The organism is Acinetobacter sp. V110_1 (assembly GCF_031798975.1).
GTDB lineage: Bacteria > Pseudomonadota > Gammaproteobacteria > Pseudomonadales > Moraxellaceae > Acinetobacter > Acinetobacter nosocomialis_A.
In genome coordinates, this window is the sequence record NZ_JAVQNN010000013.1 from 219,018 (window position 1) to 238,973 (window position 19,956).

A 19,956-nucleotide genomic window follows, 5' to 3' on the forward strand; every position below is an offset into this window, starting at 1 on the left:
CATAGCTACTTAGTTCAATGTAAGGGTTTGATGCTATTATTCAAGGCTTAACTGAATTTGTCTAATGGATGCTCACGATATTCACCATCGGCTTGTACAATCGTTTAACAAATAGAAAAATATCGATGTCTATTAATTGTTGATGAAAATGGCTTTTCAATTGCATTCTTGTGAATTACTCTAGGCGTGAATTGTTATGGGTTTAGTTCAATAATGTCTGATTTTCTGATTGATGAAGAATTACTTGCTGCCATAGATATGGGGTCGAACAGTTTTCACCTTGCAATTGCACGGGTAGATCACGGTGAAGTTAAAAAAGTGGCTTCAATGTCAGAAAAAGTACAGCTTGCGGCTGGTCTTGATGAAAATAAAAATTTAACAGAAGCAGCACAACAACGTGGATTAGCATGTTTAGCTCGTTTTGTGGGACGTTTAAGTTCTGTTCAACCCAATCGTTTAAGAATTGTGGCAACCAATGCTTTACGTCAGGCTAAAAATGGCCATGAATTTATTCAAAAAGCCGCTGAAATTTTACCCAAACCTATTGAAATTATTGCTGGTCGTGAAGAAGCACGACTGATTTACCTTGGCGTATCTCACACGATGGCTAACGGTGGACGTCGTTTAGTTGTGGATATTGGTGGGGGATCTACCGAGTTTATTATTGGCGAAGAGTTTGAGCCTATATATACCGAATCATTGCAAATGGGATGTGTGGCGTATACAAAAGCTTATTTTGCTGATGGCGAAATCACACAAAAAGCATTCGATAAGGCAGTAGTTGCTGCTCGTAAAGAACTTTCAGCAATTGCAACAACTTATAAGATGGAAGGTTGGGATACTGTTGTTGGTTCAAGTGGAACTATTAAAGCCTGTCGTCAAATTATGGTGAATATGGGGTTAAGTGACGAGCAAGAAAATGTCACTCGTGAAGGCCTCTATAAACTTAAAGATAAGTTACTTAAGTTCAAAAATATTTCTGAAATTGATTTTGAAGGACTTCGAGAAGACCGACGAGCAGTTTTGCCAGCCGGATTGGCAATTTTGTACGCAGTTTTTGAAGTATTGGAAATTGAATATTTGGCATATTCTGATGGTGCATTGCGTGAAGGAGTCATGTATGACCTGTTAGGTCGTTTTAAACATGAAGATATCCGAGATCGTAGTGTACAAGCCCTAATGGGACGTTATAACGCTGATCCGAAACAAGCAGAACGAGTTGTAAATACAGCTCAACAGTTATTCGATGGTGTAGCAAAGCCACTTAATTTAACCAGTGAAGACAGTGACTTACTGCGCCGTGCTGCATATTTGCATGAAATTGGTTTAGCAATTAGTCATGGTGGTTACCATCGTCATGGTGCTTATTTATTACAGCATTCTGATATTCCAGGTTTCTCACAAATTGATCAAAACCATCTTTCACATTTGGTTGCTCACCATCGTCGCAAATTACGTAATGATGTAAAAAATGAAGTTTTAAAGGCTGGCGGTTATAAATTACTTTACTTAAGTTTATTACTTCGCCTTGCAGTTTTACTCAACCATAGTCGCAGTGATCAGATGCTTCCTGCCATTGAATTGACCATCATAAATGATCAACAATGGCAGCTTAGTGTTTCTGGTGATGCCAAACAATGGCCATTGTTAGTTGCCGACTTGCATGATGAGCAAGAGCAGTTTAAGCATTGGGACATTGAATTGAATATTCAGTCGGAAAAATTTATCGATTAAAGGGATAATATTCGACCTATGAAAAAAGCTACTCAGTCCAAAGCGTGGACAACGGTTCAAATTGCACGTCATCCTGATCGTCCGCAGTTTCTAGATTATGTCGGTGAAATCTTTACAGAGTTTGATGCCTTGCATGGTGATCGTTTGTTTGGTGACGATGGTGCGATGGTAGGTGGTCTTGCTCGTTTTGACGGTCAACCTGTGATGGTCATTGGACAACACCGTGGTCGTAGTACCCGTGAAAAATTAAAGCATAACTTTGGTATGGCGAACCCAGAAGGTTACCGTAAATCTCAGCGTTTATTAGATATGGCTGAGCGTTTTAATCTTCCGGTGTTCACGTTTATTGATACGATGGGTGCATACCCAGGTGTTGGTGCTGAAGAACGTGGTCAAGCTGAAGCAATTGCTACTAGCCTTGCTCAACTTTCAAGTTTGAAAGTTCCTGTTGTTGCAACAGTACTCGGTGAAGGTGGTTCTGGTGGTGCTTTGGGTATTGGTGTTGCAGACCGAGTAATTATGTTATCGCATAGTATTTATTCTGTGATTTCACCAGAAGGTTGTGCTTCTATTTTATGGAAGACTGCTGAAAAAGCAGCTCAAGCGAGTGAAGCTTTAGGTTTAACAGCAGATAAACTACAATCTCTAGGTATTGTTGAATATGTAGTAGATGAAGGTGAAGGGGCTCATTTAGACCCTGAGCGTGTTATGCAAAACCTAAAAGTGGTTTTGAAGCAAGCTTTGGAAGAGTTGCTACCAATGGATGCAAATGAACGATGCGAAGCACGTTATCAACGTTTAATGAAGTTTGGCAGCGAAAATTTAGGCATCACGTCTTAAAGCAGGCTCAAGAGTTTTCAGAAAATAGTTCTTTTCTTATTGGATGTAGTGGTGGCATGGATTCAATGCTACTACTACATTTAATGGCTCAAATTTTCCCTCAAAAGATCCGAGCAATTTACATTGATCATCAACTGCAAAAACAAAGTGCAGAATGGGGGGAATTTGTTGCCAGTCAGTCAACAAATTTAAATATTCCTTATATTATTCAAAAAGTTCAGATTTCTGATGGGAATCTGGAAGCTCAAGCACGTCAAGCACGTTATCAAGCTTATCAGCAACATTTACAACAAAATGAAATTCTATTGCTTGCTCATCATCAGCAAGATCAGGCCGAAACAGTTATTTTACGTTTATTGTCAGGTACAGGTGTAGATGGACTTGCTGCGATGCAAGCCATTGATTACCGTGTAAACATGACAATTTGGCGCCCTTTTTTGGATCTAACACGTGAGCAAATCGCTTTTTGGACTGCTCAGCTTGAAGTTAAGTATATTGATGATCCAATGAACTATGATACCCATTATGATCGTGTGTGGTGTCGTGAAGAGCTTTGGCCATTTTTAACAAAACGATTTCCAAAAATGCAGCAGGCACTGAGCCGAACCAGTTATCTCATGCAAGATGCTTCTGAAATTTTAGAAGAAGTTTTGAAAGCCGATTTAAAGCATTGTGGAACGGCTGAATGCTTAGATTTAATTAAACTATTAGATTTGTCATCTGCCCGTCAACGTCAATTACTTTCCGCTTGGATGAAGGGTGATGGGCAATATCGGCCTGCATTTGAAATGGTCGAGCGCTTAAAGACTGAAGTTATTGAATCTAAGTCAGATGCTCAAGCCGCTTTACATTGGAACCAGTTTTACTATGTTCGTTATCAAAATATACTCTATAGGTTAAGTAAACAGGTTTATCTTGCGGAAACTTTAAATCCGGTTGAAGCTGAACTCGAGCATGCATTTAAATTAGAAGAAAAGTGGCAGGGGGCTTCTGGACTTTTTCATATTGTGTCTAAAGAAATTGGTATAAGTCATTCTTTATTAAATAAAGAATTAAAAATAATTCGACGTCAAGGCGGTGAAAAAGTCCATTTATATGGTCGTGTTGGGCAATGGCCATTAAAAAAAGCAATTCAAGAGGCACATATTTTGCCTTGGCTTCGTCATACAATTCAAATATTAGTCATAGATAATGTTATGCTTGGGGTTTTTACACCGAAAGGATTTTGGTTGGCTCAGTCTCCGTATTGTGAGCAAGGAGGATGGCAACCAGATTTAATTTCTCATTCTTGTGATCTGGTAAATGGCGAATATGGTTATGACAAGTGCAGTAAATAGTAATATCTGTTTTATTGGTGGTGGTAATATGGCCCAAGCGTTGATTGGCGGGCTAATTTCGAGAGGTTTGCCGCCAACACGTATTACCGTTTCAGATCCAGTTGAACAAATCCGTCATTTATTACAAGAAAAAGAAGTTCATGTAACACAAGATAATGTGGCTGCAATTAAAAATGCAGATGTTGTAGTACTTGCTGTAAAACCACAGGTTTTAGCAAATGTTCTACGCCCGTTGAAAGGCTTATTATCGGATAAACTGGTTATTTCGATTATTGCTGGTGCGGAAATTAAGACAATATCAAATCTTATTGATAGCGAACGAATTGTACGTGTTATGCCGAATACGCCAGCATTAGTTCAAACTGGCGCACATGGTATTTATGCGACTGATGTGGTTGGTGCTTCAGACCGTGAATTAACGAGTCAAATTTTAGCAGCAACTGGTTTAACAATTTGGGTAAACTCCGAAGCTCAAATTGATGCGGTAACGGCAGTTTCAGGTTCAGGTCCGGCTTATTTCTTCTACCTCATGGAAAGTATGATTCGCGCAGGTAAAAATCTAGGGCTAGATGAAAAAGTTGCAACTGCTTTAACACTTCAAACAGCATTAGGTGCGGCTCAAATGGCAATTACGAGTTCAAATACTCCGTCTGAACTACGTAAAAATGTGACTTCACCGAATGGTACAACACAAGCTGCACTTGAAGTTTTTGATCGTGCACAAATCTCTCAAAATATTCAATCTGCATTAGCTGCTGCACAGAAACGTAGCCAAGAATTGGCTCAAGAACTGAGTGACAGTGCAAAATAGCTTTAATAGGATAAGACAACTATGGGTGCAAATTCTGCGCTAATTTTTGGAATTTTAATTAACGTTGCGATTTTATTGGTCTTTTTCCGGTTCTTAATGCAATTGGCGGCAGTAAGTCCTTATAATCCTGTGGTTTTATCGACAGTAAAGGCGACGAAGATTGTTGATATTTTTGGCCGAATTTTTCCAACGGTCGCAAAAGGCCGATTCAATTTAGCCGCGTTAGTTCTTTTAATTATTTTATATTTACTGAAAATTTTCGGTGTGATGTATCTTTCAGGTTCAATGCCAAATAGTCCGATTCATTTAGTGATTCTGACATTTGTGACTATGATTCAGGACTTGATTCGTTTCTGCCGTTATTTAATTTTCGCGACAATCATTTTGAGCTGGGTGGTTATGTTCACTCAATCTCGTTCTCCTTACATTGAAGTGATTCAAGATTTAGCTGAACCATTATTAGCGCCGTTCCGTCGTTTACTACCTAATATGGGAATGATTGACTTATCGCCAATTTTGGCTTTCTTGGCACTCTATATTGCCGAGATCTTAATGAATGAAGTCGCTAAAGTTCTTTTAACGGGACTGTAAGTTAATGCAATAAAAAAGGGCTGTTAATACAGCCCTTTTTTTATTTTTGCTAATTAATGGGCATCATCCCAGTTTTGTCCTTGTCCAACTTCAACCACTAAAGGCACGGAAATTTCTACAACAGATTCCATGACTTTTGCGATTTGTTTTGAAAGTTCCTCAGCAATATTTTGATTAGCTTCAAATACTAATTCATCGTGTACTTGAAGTAGTAGTTTAGCTTGATCTTTTGGCAAGATTTTATCAACTTCAATCATTGCAAGTTTAATAATATCAGCCGCACTACCTTGTAAAGGCGCATTAATTGCAGCACGTTCAGCAGCCTTACGTACCATCACATTTCGTGCATCAATATCAGGTGTATAAAGACGACGACCTAAAATAGTTTCAACAAAGCCTTGTTCCGATGCTACTTGGCGGGTACGTTGCATATATTCGTAAATGCCAGGATAGCGTTGGAAATATTGCTTAATATAATTTTGCGATTCTTGACGTGTGAAGCCTAACTGGCGAATTAAGCCAAACTCAGACATACCATACAGTAGGCCAAAGTTAACTGCTTTCGCTTGACGGCGTTGGTCATTGGTTACATCTTCGATCGCAATACCCAATACTTCTGCTGCCGTACGACGGTGAACGTCTTGACCATGTTGGAATGCGTGTACCAAAGCTTCATCTTGAGAGAAATGAGCCATTAAACGAAGTTCAATTTGTGAGTAATCGGCTGCTAGTAAAACTCGTCCTTCTGGTGCAATGAATGCCTTACGAATTTGACGGCCAATTTGTCTACGAATTGGAATATTTTGTAAGTTCGGATCGGAAGAGGAGAGACGACCTGTTGCTGTGAGTGCTTGGTGATAACTCGTATGTACGCGATGCGTATCGTTATGAGATTGCTCAACTAAACGGTCAGTATAGGTACTTTTAAGTTTTGCTAAACCGCGATGCTCTAGAATAATTTCCGCTAAAGGATGTTCTATTTTTTCTAAAACACTTTCACTGGTGCTGTATTGCCCAGTTGCAGTTTTTTTGCCACCTTTGATTCCTAATTTATCAAATAGGATTTCGCCGACTTGTTTAGGTGAAGCAATATTAAAAGTTTCATCTGCAATTTCCATCGCTTGATTTTCAAGCCCTTCCATTGTTTTTGCAAATTCAACGCTTAACTTGTCTAAGAATGCATGATCTAGTCGAATACCATCTTCTTCCATGCCTGACAAAATTCGGGCAACTGGCATTTCAATGTTATATAAAATATTTTCTAGCTCAGGATGTGCTTTGAGCTTACTTGAAAGAACTTCATATAAACGATAGGTCACATGTGCATCTTCGGCTGCATAATGAGCAGCAACTTCAATCTCAATTTGATTAAAAGTCTTTTGTTTAGCACCCTTACCAGCAATTTGTTCAAAAGTAGTGGTCAAGTGACTTAAATAGACACGAGCTACATCATCCATGCCATGACGAGTTGCTGCTGCATTTAATACATAAGATGCCAGCATGCTATCGAAGTACCAGCCTTTAAGCTCTATACCGTGGTTTGCAAAAATATGGGCGTCATATTTAAGGTGATGACCAATTTTTTTAACTGCTTCATTTTCTAGCACAGGCTTAATTTGCGCTAGAATTTGTTCACGGTTCAGTTGTTGTGGTGCATTTTCATAGTTATGCGCTAAAGGCACATAGTAGGCATCTTGTGCATCAAAGGCGACTGAAAAACCGACCATCTCTGCAATACGGTAATCAAGACTTGTGGTCTCTGTATCAATAGCAAAATGATCGGCATTTTGCATGCGTTGCCAGAGTTGATCCCAAGCTTCTTGAGTTAAAACAGTATGATAATTTGCAGTTCCAAGCTGGTCATCTTGACTAGTTAAGCTGGCGTGATCTTCGGTTTCTATCGTTTCAGCAGGTTTAACTTCATTTTGAACCACTGTCTGTGAAGCTTGCTGTTTGTAGCTTGAACTATTGGGGTTGTTTGGATGATCAAGCGATTGTAATTGGTTTCTAAACTCAAGCTCAGTGTATAGATTACGCAAAGCCTCTACGTTTGGATCAGTAAGCTTTAACTCATGCCAGTCGAGTTCTAAAGGAAGATCGCAAACAATACTTGCCAATTGATGATCAAGCTTAATGTTATCTAAATTGTCTTTAATATTTTGGCTCAGTTTGCCTTTAAGCTGTTCTACATTAGCAATGATATTATCTAAAGTGCCATATTCGGTCAGTAACTTAGCTGCTGTTTTTGCTCCCACGCCAGGCACGCCCATAATACCGTCAGATGCATCGCCCATTAGAGTCAAGTAGTCGATAATCTGATTTGGCCAAACACCAAACTTCTCAAATACGCCGTCGGTGTCCATTACACGGTCTTTAAAGCTATCTTCTAATTTTACATGGTCATTGACGAGCTGAGCCATGTCTTTATCTCCAGTTGAGATAAGGACATGATGGCCCTCGAGTACGGCACGTTTAGCAAGTGTACCGATAATGTCATCAGCTTCAGCACCCGGAAGGCTATATAAAGGAATCCCTTGAGCTTTAATCAATGCATGCAAATATGGAATCTGTTGAGATAACTCTTCAGGCATGGTTGGGCGATCACCTTTATAAATAGGTGAAAGCTTATGACGGAAAGTTGGCTCAGGCGTATCAAAAATGACAGCCATATGTGTTGGCTGCATACGGCGCATTAATTTTTGAATGGCAGAAATTGCCCCACGTATTGCATTGGTATGTAACCCTGTAGAGGTCGTCAATGGTGGTAATGCATGATATGCACGAAATAAAAAATAGGACCCATCAACCAAGACAAATGGTGGCATTGAACAATTCCTTAATTTGAATTAGGGGTATTTTACGTGAAAATGGCTATGAATGCAGGATTATGATTTTTGCAGTATTTTGTATGAATAAATATACGCTTGTATTGGCTTGAAGTAATATGACATGTAATGAAGCTGTTATATTGCTAAGCCCATGTATAAAAAAGACAAACAGGGAATGATCGTCGTTTTGATCGCTTTGACTTTGTTTTTAGCCATTTCAATTGGTTTTAAATTTCAAAGCGCCGTTGTTGCTTTATCTATTGCGCTCACTGTCATATTAGTTCAATTTTTATCAAATCTGCATCAGCGTTTAATTCATTTAGAACAACAGTTTTCTCAGCAGAAAACGCCACTTTATTCTATTCACATACAACGCACAGTCATTTATGCGGCTGCATTAGTTGCATTAGTTGCATTAGTTGCTTATATCAATCATTGGATATGGATTGCTGGTGGGGCATTACTGGTTTTATTATTATGTTTGATTCAAATCATTAGTGCATTTCATACTCGTCTATTGTTCCTCGAGTCAGCCAAACAAACAGTAAATGTAAATGAATCTATACATACAGAAGTTATAATGCCTGTATCAGAGCAAGCTGATCCAAACAATATTACCGAGCCAGCTCTACCTGAAACAATAGCTTTAAATCAAGAACAACAAATAGCTCATGTACAAAGCGCATGGTGGCAACCAGCAGTCGATTGGATGGTTCATGGTAATCCAATCTTAAGAGTTGCTGTTGCTGTGCTGATGGTTGGAGTAGTGTTGTTATTACGTTTTGCAAGTGAGCACTGGCAGTTAAGCTTAGGAGTAAAACTTGGTTTTATTGCTCTTGCTGGAGGTGTGTTAACAGCATTTGGGTATACCTTGCAAAAGAAAAACCAGCTTTTTGCTGTGGCATTGCAGGGTGTAGGACTTGCAGTTGTATTTTTGACGCTTGTGTTCTCACATCATTTTGGTGTGATTGCCAATATCACTACAGCAAGTATTTTATTTGCTATTTTATTAGCAATTACAGTATTCCTGAGCTTAAAACAACAAGCAATTTATTTAGCAATATTAGCACTCGGTATGGCTTATGCGGCACCTTTAGTTATTCCGCAATATCGCCCAGATGTAATTTTTCTATTTAGTTATTACTTCGTCATTAATCTTGCAGTGGCTGCTGTTAATTTTATTCAGCCTTGGAAAATCCTAAATCAAATTGCTTTCTTTGCCACAATGTTTATTGGTGGTAGTGCAATCGCATTTTATGCTGAGCCAGCAAAATTTGACACATTAGACTGGATCTTATGGTGTCATATTGCTTTGTTTATTTGGTTAAGTGTTCGTTATAGCCAAAATATATCGCGGGTTTCAGAACATGATAAACAAGTGGGTATTCGTTTACCTCCACTGTTAGATGTAGGCCTTATTTTTAGTGTTCCTGTATTAGGCTTTACACTTCATGCTTATTTAGTTCATGAGTCGACCCAAGCTTTGACGATTGGTGCTGCTGTATTAGCGGGTACTTATGCGGTATTAACTTATTGGATTAAAAAATCCCATCCACAACTTTCAGTTCTTGCAAAAAGCTTTTTCATTCTCGCTGTTGCTTTTTTTGCTTTAATTTTTCCACTTGCAAAAGGCGCGCACTGGACAGCAATTGGTTGGGTTGCACAAGGTACGGCTTTAATCGTTTGGGGAGTAACTGAACGCTACCGTTTAAGCCGATATATTGGTGTAGTTTTAGTGTTACTTAGCTCACTTGCACTGTTTTATCAGGTTTGGGCAAATGAAGAGTTCCCAACGCTAAGCACTAGCATTTATGCAATTGCTCAATTCATTTCGGCTTTTTATTTACTGCAATACAACAGTAAAGAACAACGCTATTTCAGTGCAAGCATGTTTAGCGGCATTTTCTTATGTCTAGGTATGTATGCGGGTGCTGTAGCAGGTGTAGAAATAATGGCATGGCATCATCATGCCTTAAGCCCATATTTGATGTTTGCCATAGCCCTAATCGCAATATTTAGTGCAGTTATTCATTATAAGCTTCGTGTCCAATGGGAAAGTTTACAGTTACTTTTAATTAGTCTGTTACTGTTACTAATTTTGGGTGAAGCTTTTACAAGTCAAGTTTTTACGTTGTTTAAATGGGTAGATTCATTACAGCAAATTACTTTCCTTGTTAGTACTATTCTTCTTAGTGGTTTATTTATTATCGCTCAACCGCAGTTGGGTGAGTCTAGCTACTTAAAAGTCTGGGCTGGTTTAAGCTGGTTAGCATTAGCGATAGTGGGTGTGGCTATTTTTCCGCAAATGCCAATTGTGGCTTTGGCTTTTGTTCCAGGGGGGTATTCACTTTGGGCATATAAAGCTCATAAAACGACGTTGTTGCATCAAATTCCGGTGTGGTGTTTGAGCTTATTGTGGTTGCTTGCGGTGAGTGTTGATATTCATTCTGCCGAGTACCTATATTTTGTTCCTTTATTTAACTTAACTGACTTACTTTCAATTGCGGGATTTGCAGGCCTACTCTTTATTATTTATCAACATGATTTTGATCAAGATAAGTCACTGGAGTGGACTTTTAAAATTACAACAATTTTAGTGGGACTGTTAGTGTTCAGTAGTGTGGTCGTTCGGGGCTTGCACTACTACTGGGCGACACCACTATGGAGCGTGGCAATTTGGACAAATGGAATAATCCAATTAAGCCTGACACTACTTTGGGTTATTTTGGCATTTGTATTGACCACATACTCTAGTCGGAAAATGATTCGTCAACTCTGGTTTGTAGGTGCTGCACTTTTAGGGATTGTTGTATTAAAGCTGATTTTGCTTGATCTATCGCAAAGTGCAACATTAACTCGAGTTATTTCATTTATTGGAGCAGGTGGAGTGATGTTGATAATTGCTTATCTTGCACCATTACCACCATCATCCTCTGTGCAGAAGAATCAAGAGCCTAAGCTTTAGGCTCTCGTTTTAACTCTTTCTGGTTGCTGTATTGATCGATATCATCTTCAGCAAAAACAGTAGATGGACGATCAATTAATCCCATTTTAGGAACAGGAATTTCAATTTGATTATCTAAAAAGCCATTTCGGATACGTTCTTGCATTTCATCTCGAACTTTTAAAGAATTTTCTTGGCGGCACCACATTGCAAATAAAAGCTCAATCGATGACTCTCTAAATGCAGTTACAGTTACCGCAGGTTTTGGGTCATCTAATACGAGTGGATAATTCGCTGCCACATTTAGTAAAACTTCGCGAACTTTAATAATGTCTTCGTGAAAGTTAATGGCGAGTGTAATTGGAATACGCCGTATCGGATATTTAGATAAGTTGTGTACAGGCGCACGAATAAGTTGTTCATTCGGCAAACGAATATAAACATTGTCGAGCGTGAGTAGCTTAACCGAGAGTAAGTCAATTGAAATGACTTCACCTTCGATGGTATTGCCACGAATGAGGGTAATTTGAATGGTATCACCGACTTCAAATGAACCTTCCCCAATCAAAAATAGACCACTAATTAAGTTACTGGCTGATGTTTGTGAAGCAAAACCAAGTGCTACTGTTAAAATCCCTGCCGCTCCAAGGAATACACTAAGTTTGAATCCTGCCTCTTTTAAACTCGTCATAATGAAGAGTAAGAAAATAAAATAAAAAATACCACGACGCCACACTAAACGTTGATGAGCATTAAAGCGTGAGCCAATAGTTCTAATAAATGTATTTGAAATAATGCGTGCAAGAACAAAACCAATAAAGCAAAGCACAACACCGACTAAAATTTCACTAATACGTTCGGTATTAATATTGGTAAATATACTTTTGAGACTATAAGCGATTTCTTTCGGAATACTTGTATCAGCCATATAACCCCCTTAAAAGAATGAATCAAACATATTAAATAGTGCACCACCAGGTGACCGCGGGGGATGAACATAAGTCACTTCACCAGCAAGAGGTGGCGTACGATTTTCAATACGAATACGGGCAGGACGGTCAGAGCCCTCATAATAAACTTTAATTTGAGAAGTCCATAAACGACCAGTACTTTCACTATAAAAAAGAGGTAGGGCAGTTACTGGTACATTCATACGATCAAAGCGTAATTGATGGTTACTGGTATTGTGAAAATCAATGGGTGTAACCGCACGAAATGCACGTGGTGTTAACAAGTTTAAATCGGTACGTCCATCAACAGAGGTTGCATAGCAAATTTCACCTTGCTGCGCATTAGGCCCAAACCATGTATCTTTAGGCTGAATTACAGGAATTTCAAATAAAGGCTCATGCTGACTTTCAACTAAACCAGCAATCCAGAGAGGCGTACTAATATAAAGTGTTCCTCGCTGACCTGCTGGAATATAAATCGGATCAACAGGTTTAATAACCACAGAACGATCTGCCAGACGTGGCATAAGTAAAAATTCTGAATTGGTCTTTCGAAACATATACCGTTCGACTTGAACATTGTGTGGAAAAGCAAAGTGTGGGTCGGCAACTGAGTGCCAATCTTGCTCATTATCATCTTGAAGAGAAGGACGATAATATTCAATACGCCATTCTTTTATGCCACGCGTTAAACGAAAGAGCATTGAACCAAATTGCCATGCTTTGGATTGGTTAATTTCAAAGTGCTGTTCACCCCACCATTTTAAAGAATTTTGGGGGCGAGGCTGATATTCATTATTTTCAAACAAGACGTAAAATTCCTCTACCGAGTTGTTAAACAGACTTCACGCTGTAATCTGCTTAGAGTACACTCAAAATCATCTTACTCATCATTATAAATTGTGATGCAAATATTGAAACAAATACAAGTTCCATATAGTTTTGCCAAGCGTCATGGTGTTTTATTTCGTTATGACGGTGATCAAGTTTTTATTGTTAGACGTCAAAATACAGAAAAAATTGCATTGCAGGAAGCAAGACGAATTTTGGGGAAGCCTGCACATTATCAGTTATGTACTGAACAAGATTTTAATAGCCTATTAAGTACGAGTTACGCAGGCGACACTGGGGAGTCGCAACAAGTTGCGGCTGGTTTAGAAGATCATCCAGATTTATTGAGTCTTGCAGATCAAGTTCCTGAAACAGAAGACTTAATGGATCAAGAAGATGATGCTCCTATTGTCCGTCTTATTAATGCATTACTTTCAGAGGCAATTCGGGTAGGGGCTTCAGATATTCATATTGAAGCTTTCGAAAAGAAATTATCTGTTCGTTTACGGGTAGATGGTCAATTGCGTGAAATTGTACAGCCACGCCGTGAACTAGCTCCGTTACTTGTTTCACGTATTAAAGTTATGGCGAAACTCGATATTGCCGAAAAGCGTGTACCGCAAGATGGACGTATTTCTTTACGTCTTGCTGGCCGTGAAGTTGATGTCCGTGTTTCAACTTTGCCATCGTCACATGGTGAAAGGGTTGTTATGCGTTTACTCGATAAACAAGCGGGTCGACTCAATATGACTCACTTGGGCTTAATGTCAAATGATTATGAACGTTTAACGCAATTGGTACATCGTCCACACGGCATTATTTTAGTCACAGGGCCTACGGGTTCGGGTAAAACAACAACTTTATATGCAGCTCTATCTGATCTAAATGACAATACCCGAAATATCTTAACTGCTGAAGATCCTATCGAATATCAACTCGAAGGTATTGGTCAAACCCAAGTGAATACCAAAGTAGATATGACATTTGCTCGTGCTTTAAAAGCAATGTTACGTCAAGATCCTGATGTGGTGATGGTGGGCGAGATTCGTGACTTGGAAACTGCTGAAATTGCAGTACAAGCCTCGTTAACAGGTCATTTGGTTTTATCTACACTACATACCAATACTGCTATTGGTGCGGTTACTCGGCTTAAAGATATGGGGATTGAACCGTTCTTATTATCAAGCTCTTTAATTGGGGTAGTTGCTCAACGTTTGGTTCGTACTTTATGTCCACATTGTATGACATGGCGTGAAGCCGATACTTTTGAAAAGCAGGTTTTTCAACATATCTCGCATGAGCCAGCTTTAAAGTTACCTGAAGCCAAAGGGTGTGATCATTGCTCACATTTAGGGTTTAATGGTCGTACGGCTATTTATGAAATTGTACCTGTTGATGAACCTATGCGTCGCCTTATTCATGGCAATGCCGCTGAGTTTGAATTAGAAAACCATGCTCGTCAGTATTCAGGTTCAATTCGTGATGATGGCTTGCGTAAAGTGCTTTCGGGTAAAACTACACTTGAAGAAGTGCTTCGAGTAACCAATGAGGCAAGTGAAGCATAATTTGGAAGGTATAAAAAATGCCCGATTTGATTCGGGCATTTTTGAAATATCAAAACTTATTCAGTCACAATATTAAAAGTCACATCAATATTATTGCGAGTCGCATTTGAATATGGACAAACAATATGAGCTGCTGCCACTAATTTTTCAGCTTCTTCACGGTCCATACCAATTAAGTAAACATTTAACGTTACTTCAATACTAAAACCTGTAGGAATTGGACCAATACCAACTTCACCTTCAACATAAGCATCTTTGCTAATATTAAATTTATCGCGGTTTGCAACGAATTTTAAAGCACCCAAAAAGCACGCTGAGTAACCAGCTGCAAATAATTGTTCTGGGTTAGTTACAGCACCACCAGCGCCGCCCATTTCTTTAGGTACACCGAGTTGTACGTCTAATACGCCGTCTGAAGACGTTGCACGACCATCACGGCCACCAGTTGCTTTAGCTTTTGCACGATACACAACTTTTTCTAAAGACATCTTATAATTCCTAAATTAAATTGAATACAAATATATCGTACACGACTTAATTATTTTAACAAGCCAAATTTGTAAAAAAATTGATGATTATTTGGCTATATTTGTACGAAGTTGTGTCAGTTGATCTTTCAAACCAAGTAGAGTGGTCATGTCACAAGAACTAGCTTCCAAAATATGAGCAGGAATATTCACAGCTTGTTCCTTAAGTTCTTTACCTTTTTCACTTAGTGTAATAATTACTTGACGTTCATCTTCTTTTGAACGAGTGCGATTTACGAGTTGAATTGCTTCTAACTTTTTTAAAATGGGGGTTAAGGTCGATGATTCTAAAAATAGTTTGTTGCCAATCTCTGAAACGGTAATCTCATCTTTTTCCCATAGAACCAACATTACCAAATATTGAGGATAAGTAATGCCTAATGGAGTCAAAAGTTTTCTATAAAGCTGATTAAGAGCTAAATTTGTTGAATAAATGAGGAAACATAACTGATTCTCAAGCTTTAAATTTTGACAGTCTTGGTCCATATATTTCTCAGAAAACTAATAGATGCTTTTGTAGTATATCGCTTTATGTTTAATTTCTTAAATGCTCATAATTTTGAGTTATTGATAAAAATAAGATAATGCAAAAAAAGAGTAATCGAAAAATTACTCTATGACTTGAAAATATGAATTTGGAACAGTTACCAGAGATCGGCAATTTTTTTCATTAAACGAGCACGGTATTTAGCAGTTGGATTATTTTCATTACGTTGTTGCTCTTGTTCGTAGAAATCTTGCCAAGCTGTAATCATTTCTAAAGTTGTTCCTTGTTTTTTAATCATAGAAACATCAGCTGGTTGAATATTCTCTAAACGTTGTCTCGCACCTTCTGCACCGGTTCCCCAACCAATAATCCGTTGTCCAAAAGCAGGGAGAGGGATATTTTTAGGAGTAGGTGGAAGGACATCTTGTTTAAGCTGTAAGTTTGGAGAAACAAAATGATTTGTTGCACCAAATTCAGCTGCATAACAGTGAATATTTGCCCCTAAGCAAAAAATGCTAATTAAATATTTCCACATGAATAATTAAGCTTTTAATAGTGAATTAATTTACGATGCGTCATTAAAGGCATTGATGTACGGACAAGCTCTTGAGCAGTTAAATCAAAAGGTACAGTAATTAAACCATTACCTTCATGTTCAATCATACTTAAAACTTGTCCACGGCTATCAGTTGCTCCTGCATGTCCCCAAGTTTGACGTTTTTCTCCATGCCAACCTTGCTGTGCTGCCCCTAAAACATAACATTGACTATCCATTGCACGTGCTTGTAACAAAAGCTGCCAGTGCATTTGTCCTGTTGTATAGGTAAATGCTGCTGGAGCAGTCAATAAATGAGCGCCTTGTTGTCTGAGAGTTAAAGCTAACTCAGGAAAACGCAAGTCATAACATACCATTAGCCCAATATTGCCAAAAGGGGTAGATGTGACTACAACGTCTGTTCCAGGTTCAAAAAAACGGGATTCTTGATATCCACCAACTGCATCGCCAACTTGCACATCGAATAAATGTATTTTGTCGTAGCGCGCTTCTGTACCTTCAGGACTGATACATAAGCTTACTGTGCGCACGCGACCATCTTGTATGATAGAGCCATCTGGACGAAATGGACATGGTAAAGTGCCTGCAACAATCCAGATTTGATATTGATGCGCAAGTTTCTCAAGTCTTTGCTGAATTGATTCAAATTGCTCAGCTGTTTCACGCTGTTTGCCAGCAGCGAAACATACAAAGTTTTCGGGGAAAACAATTAAGCTGGCATTTTGAGCACTGCTTTGCTGAATCAATGACTCGATTATTTGAAAGTTGCTTTCAATGTCATCTTGAGAATTCATTTGAACAACTGAAACAAGAGTCATATACAAATCCAGATTAGCAATAAAATTTAGGCATTTTGCTTATCAGATACTTGTTCAAGCGTGTCTTGTTCTTTCTGCAATTGCTTAACAAGTGGCTCAAACATATTCTGATTATTTGCATTGAGTTTCATCAATGTCTTATGTGCATCCAGAACAGTTCTTAGCATCGCATTATGAGTAATGTGTTCATCCGTTAACGTTAGAGTGCAAACACTAGGATCACCACAATAATTCAGAATGACAAAAACCTGCCCTAGCCCCATGCTGTTGGCTAAGGTTGTGATATCTGGATTGGTAGATAGCATCACAGCTTGAATATGATGAGTCTGTTTAAGTTTTAAACCTAGCTTGGCTAGGATACCTAATACAGTACTATCAATAAATGTTGTTTGGGTTAAATCAACGATTGCACCAACAACATTCTCTTGCTGTTCAATTCTGTTTAAAAGTTTGTCTAGACTTATACAAGAATGGGCTCGCACTTCACCAATAAGTTTGAAAATATGCGTTCCATTTAAGCTTGCATATTCAACATGACCTGTTGACATATAAATGCCATTTTCAGAGAAGGATAGAAAAATTATCACATAGTGCCATCTCAGACTCAAGAGTCCTTAAGTCGTATATTTTTTAATTGATTGATTTTTAAATTAATTCATTCGACAAAGACTAAAGATGGCAATGTCATCAGCAACATGATCAGGGGCTTGGAATGATTGATTTTGCAAATGTTGGACCAATTGTTGAAATTGATCATTCAATCCACCATCAAATGGTTCTAGTGCTCCATCTGAACAAACAATGAAACGCGCATGACGATTTAATGTACATACATGTTCTTCAACTTCCAATTCGTCAGTTAAGCCCAGAGGAAAGCTACTAGTCGTTAAAATTTTTGGAGGTTGATTAGGTTCAAAAATAATTGGAGGAGGGTAGTGACCTGCACTAGACCAGCGAAGATTATGCGTTTCAAGATTTAAAATACCGACCACGATCGTAATATGTTTTTCAATATTCTCTTGAACGAGCATTCCATTTAATTTTTTGATCAACTGTCGCGGTGTTTTTGAACGGCCATGAAATGCAGCCATCCATGAAGTCAATAAACTGCTTGTGACACCGTGTCCAGATACATCGGCAAGATAAAATAAAACTTCTTTATCATTTAATTTCCAATAATCATACCAGTCCCCTGATAGATAAGCGGAAGGTTGAAAAAAAGTTTCAACTTCATAATTTAATAAATCAATAGGATTTGGTAATAATCGTTTTTGTAATTCTGCTGCCGAAGGTAAGTCACGGCTATCTTGATTACGTTTATATTGAGCATCAATTCTGGTTAATGCTTTATTTAAATCTTGAGGTAACTGATTCCATACCCATCCAGCAAGAGCACCTGCTTCCCATGCCTGAGCTAAAGCACTACCTTCATGTTCAAAAGCGATCACAATTGTAGGCAAACGCCATTTATGAGTCAGGAAATCTTGTACATCTGCAATTGCAATAATTGTTGGATCATATAAATCGAGATCATCTATGTGAATGACTTGTAAGTCTGGTAATGCATCCAGAGCTTGCTCTAATAAAGGGATAGAGCGGGTCGGTTTAATAAAATACATAGAAGATATGGTAGTCCTTTTACAAGATCACTTTATCCATCATAGAGGATGTATGATCAAAATCAAGGTATTGCCTTTTTATATAAACAGCACAATACCCTGATTTCTTCTTTAATTATTTTTTAGTTTTCGTATGACTGTCGTCTGGAACATCTTCAGATTCGTCATCATCAATGAAAGATACATCTGCTGAATTACCTTTTTTCTCAGCAATCTGGAATGCCTTACGTTGGAGATATAAATCGCGAATCATCGCATATTGATCACCTTGTATCGTTTGATCCAAATCTAAATATTGAGCACGTGTATCAATGGCCTGTAACACATTGGTTGACCAGTAAAGACCATCTTGGTTATCCATAATGTACTTTTGTGGACGAGCCTGAGAATCTACAGCTAAGCCAATACCATCACGTAATGTGCTTGGTCCAAAGAAAGGCAACATCAAAAATGGTCCAGAAGGAACGCCATAGTAACCAAGAGTGACACCAAAGCTTTCATCTTCAGGCGGAAGACCTAAGCGACTAGCAGGGTCAGCTAAACCTAAAGTTGTTAATGTGTTAACAGTAAATCGACCAAGTGTCTTTGCTGCACGTCCAGGGCGTCCTTGAATTAACTGGTTAACAGCATTCCACGGCTCTCCAAGATTTTTACGGAACTGGCGATAAGAGCCACGCACATCTTCTGGAGTTTTCTCATTATATTGAACTGCAACGGGGCGAAGAATATTGCGGTCTAACATGTCATTAAAAGAATAAATCGGACGGTTTAATGACTGTAATGGGTCTTTTACTGTATCCGGTTGAGCGGCATTTGCATTGATTTTTAAATCTTTAGCTTTTAGGCCTTTCAAATCTTTAATAATTTGTGAACGGGGGCGGCCCTGCTGAGCCTCTGTCGAAGTAGCATCTTCCGAACTAGCGGCAGATTCTTCAGTAAGATTTTCCTGAGCGTGTGCTGAGGTATAAAGACCTACAGTTAATAAGCTCGATAATAGTAAATTAGAATAATTCATATAATTCCTTAACCGCTAGCCAGGCTCTGTTCAATATGCAGTTGGATAGAGATATATTTTAATACAAAAGCGATAAGCTATTATCAATGTAAAATTGGTCAAATAATATAGAAAAATGACTAAAAAGCCTAAAAATTGATCGGTTGAATGATAAAGTTTGAGAAAGGGCTTGCAAAGGGTTCTTAATCCTCTATAATGCACATCCATCGGCGGTGATGCAGATAGAAACTTGTTGAAAAACAGTTACTTGAGATTAAGTTGGTTGCTTTAAGTGATGAATTTGATGTTAAGTTGGTTTTGAGAATAAGTTTTAAAAATATCGAAATTACCTGTTGACTTTTAAGAGATTAAGAGTAATATAGCCGACCTAGCTTGCTGGTGACGAACCAGGAAGAAGATCATTAAGAGAATTGAAGAACAACTTGTGTGGATTTTTACTGATTGATTAATCGAAATAATTTTCATTGATTGATTGGTTTAAATTACTCGAAGTTTATTTGAGC

Annotated in this window: 17 protein-coding genes; 7 read left to right on the top strand and 10 right to left on the bottom strand. The window is 38.4% G+C overall.

Translation table 11 applies throughout. From position 1 onward, the window contains the following. Positions 1-213 precede the first annotated feature (213 nt). The 5 genes from ppx to RMA95_RS03615 are packed head-to-tail and all read left to right on the top strand — an operon-like array spanning position 214 to position 5,313. A complete protein-coding gene (gene ppx / locus RMA95_RS03595; protein WP_311069605.1) occupies positions 214-1,734 on the top strand; it encodes an exopolyphosphatase in 1,521 nt (506 codons plus the stop codon). 18 nt (positions 1,735-1,752) lie between these two features. Continuing rightward, positions 1,753-2,574, top strand: coding sequence for an acetyl-CoA carboxylase carboxyltransferase subunit alpha (locus RMA95_RS03600; RefSeq protein WP_213688850.1), 822 nt, complete (start codon positions 1,753-1,755; stop codon positions 2,572-2,574). Continuing rightward, positions 2,511-3,911: a tRNA lysidine(34) synthetase TilS gene (gene tilS / locus RMA95_RS03605; protein WP_311069606.1), complete on the top strand. Its 1,401-nt coding sequence runs from the start codon at positions 2,511-2,513 to the stop codon at positions 3,909-3,911. Before RMA95_RS03600 ends, tilS begins: the two co-directional genes overlap by 64 nt. Further along, complete coding sequence (proC, locus tag RMA95_RS03610; RefSeq protein WP_079377114.1) at positions 3,886-4,722, top strand: pyrroline-5-carboxylate reductase; 837 nt, start codon at positions 3,886-3,888, stop codon at positions 4,720-4,722. Before tilS ends, proC begins: the two co-directional genes overlap by 26 nt. 21 nt (positions 4,723-4,743) lie before the next feature. Next, positions 4,744-5,313 (top strand): YggT family protein, encoded by a 570-nt coding sequence (locus tag RMA95_RS03615; RefSeq protein WP_002054582.1) that lies wholly within the window; start codon positions 4,744-4,746, stop codon positions 5,311-5,313. A gap of 53 nt (positions 5,314-5,366) precedes the next feature. On the opposite strand, the gene polA is transcribed toward RMA95_RS03615, so the two are convergent. Further along, entirely contained in the window at positions 5,367-8,138 is a 2,772-nt protein-coding gene (gene polA, locus RMA95_RS03620; RefSeq protein ID WP_311069607.1) for a DNA polymerase I, read from the bottom strand. Positions 8,139-8,292: 154 nt separating this feature from the next. Here polA and RMA95_RS03625 point away from each other — a divergent pair, with 154 nt between their 5' ends. Further along, the gene (locus RMA95_RS03625) at positions 8,293-11,106 is read left to right on the top strand and encodes a DUF2339 domain-containing protein (protein ID WP_311069608.1); all 2,814 of its coding nucleotides are present in this window, start codon (positions 8,293-8,295) and stop codon (positions 11,104-11,106) included. Here RMA95_RS03625 and RMA95_RS03630 read toward each other — a convergent pair. Next, entirely contained in the window at positions 11,096-12,013 is a 918-nt protein-coding gene (locus RMA95_RS03630; RefSeq protein ID WP_039251156.1) for a mechanosensitive ion channel family protein, read from the bottom strand. The two genes, RMA95_RS03625 and RMA95_RS03630, sit on opposite strands and share 11 nt — an antisense overlap. A gap of 9 nt (positions 12,014-12,022) precedes the next feature. Further along, entirely contained in the window at positions 12,023-12,844 is an 822-nt protein-coding gene (locus RMA95_RS03635; protein ID WP_200001335.1) for a hypothetical protein, read from the bottom strand. Positions 12,845-12,940: 96 nt separating this feature from the next. On the opposite strand from RMA95_RS03635, the gene gspE reads away from it, so the two are divergent. After that, positions 12,941-14,431, top strand: a complete 1,491-nt coding sequence (gene gspE, locus RMA95_RS03640) for a type II secretion system ATPase GspE (protein WP_174739766.1) — start codon at positions 12,941-12,943, stop codon at positions 14,429-14,431. A gap of 56 nt (positions 14,432-14,487) precedes the next feature. On the opposite strand, the gene RMA95_RS03645 is transcribed toward gspE, so the two are convergent. From RMA95_RS03645 to RMA95_RS03675, 7 genes are all read right to left on the bottom strand, one after another. Then, positions 14,488-14,919, bottom strand: coding sequence for an organic hydroperoxide resistance protein (locus tag RMA95_RS03645; RefSeq protein WP_000051124.1), 432 nt, complete (start codon positions 14,917-14,919; stop codon positions 14,488-14,490). A gap of 87 nt (positions 14,920-15,006) precedes the next feature. Continuing rightward, positions 15,007-15,444: a MarR family winged helix-turn-helix transcriptional regulator gene (locus tag RMA95_RS03650; RefSeq protein WP_151741739.1), complete on the bottom strand. Its 438-nt coding sequence runs from the start codon at positions 15,442-15,444 to the stop codon at positions 15,007-15,009. A gap of 158 nt (positions 15,445-15,602) precedes the next feature. After that, complete coding sequence (locus RMA95_RS03655; RefSeq protein WP_004698537.1) at positions 15,603-15,980, bottom strand: DUF4951 domain-containing protein; 378 nt, start codon at positions 15,978-15,980, stop codon at positions 15,603-15,605. A 14-nt stretch (positions 15,981-15,994) separates the two neighbouring features. Continuing rightward, on the bottom strand, positions 15,995-16,819 hold the full coding sequence (locus RMA95_RS03660; RefSeq protein WP_311069610.1) for a carbon-nitrogen hydrolase family protein: 825 nt from the start codon (positions 16,817-16,819) through the stop codon (positions 15,995-15,997). A 26-nt stretch (positions 16,820-16,845) separates the two neighbouring features. Beyond that, positions 16,846-17,367: an anti-anti-sigma factor GigB gene (gigB, locus tag RMA95_RS03665; RefSeq protein ID WP_191106997.1), complete on the bottom strand. Its 522-nt coding sequence runs from the start codon at positions 17,365-17,367 to the stop codon at positions 16,846-16,848. Positions 17,368-17,469: 102 nt separating this feature from the next. After that, a complete protein-coding gene (gigA, locus tag RMA95_RS03670; RefSeq protein WP_263612964.1) occupies positions 17,470-18,438 on the bottom strand; it encodes an RsbU family protein phosphatase GigA in 969 nt (322 codons plus the stop codon). Between the two features lie 115 nt (positions 18,439-18,553). Next, positions 18,554-19,453: a VacJ family lipoprotein gene (locus RMA95_RS03675; RefSeq protein WP_311069611.1), complete on the bottom strand. Its 900-nt coding sequence runs from the start codon at positions 19,451-19,453 to the stop codon at positions 18,554-18,556. Between the last annotated feature and the right edge of the window lie 503 nt (positions 19,454-19,956).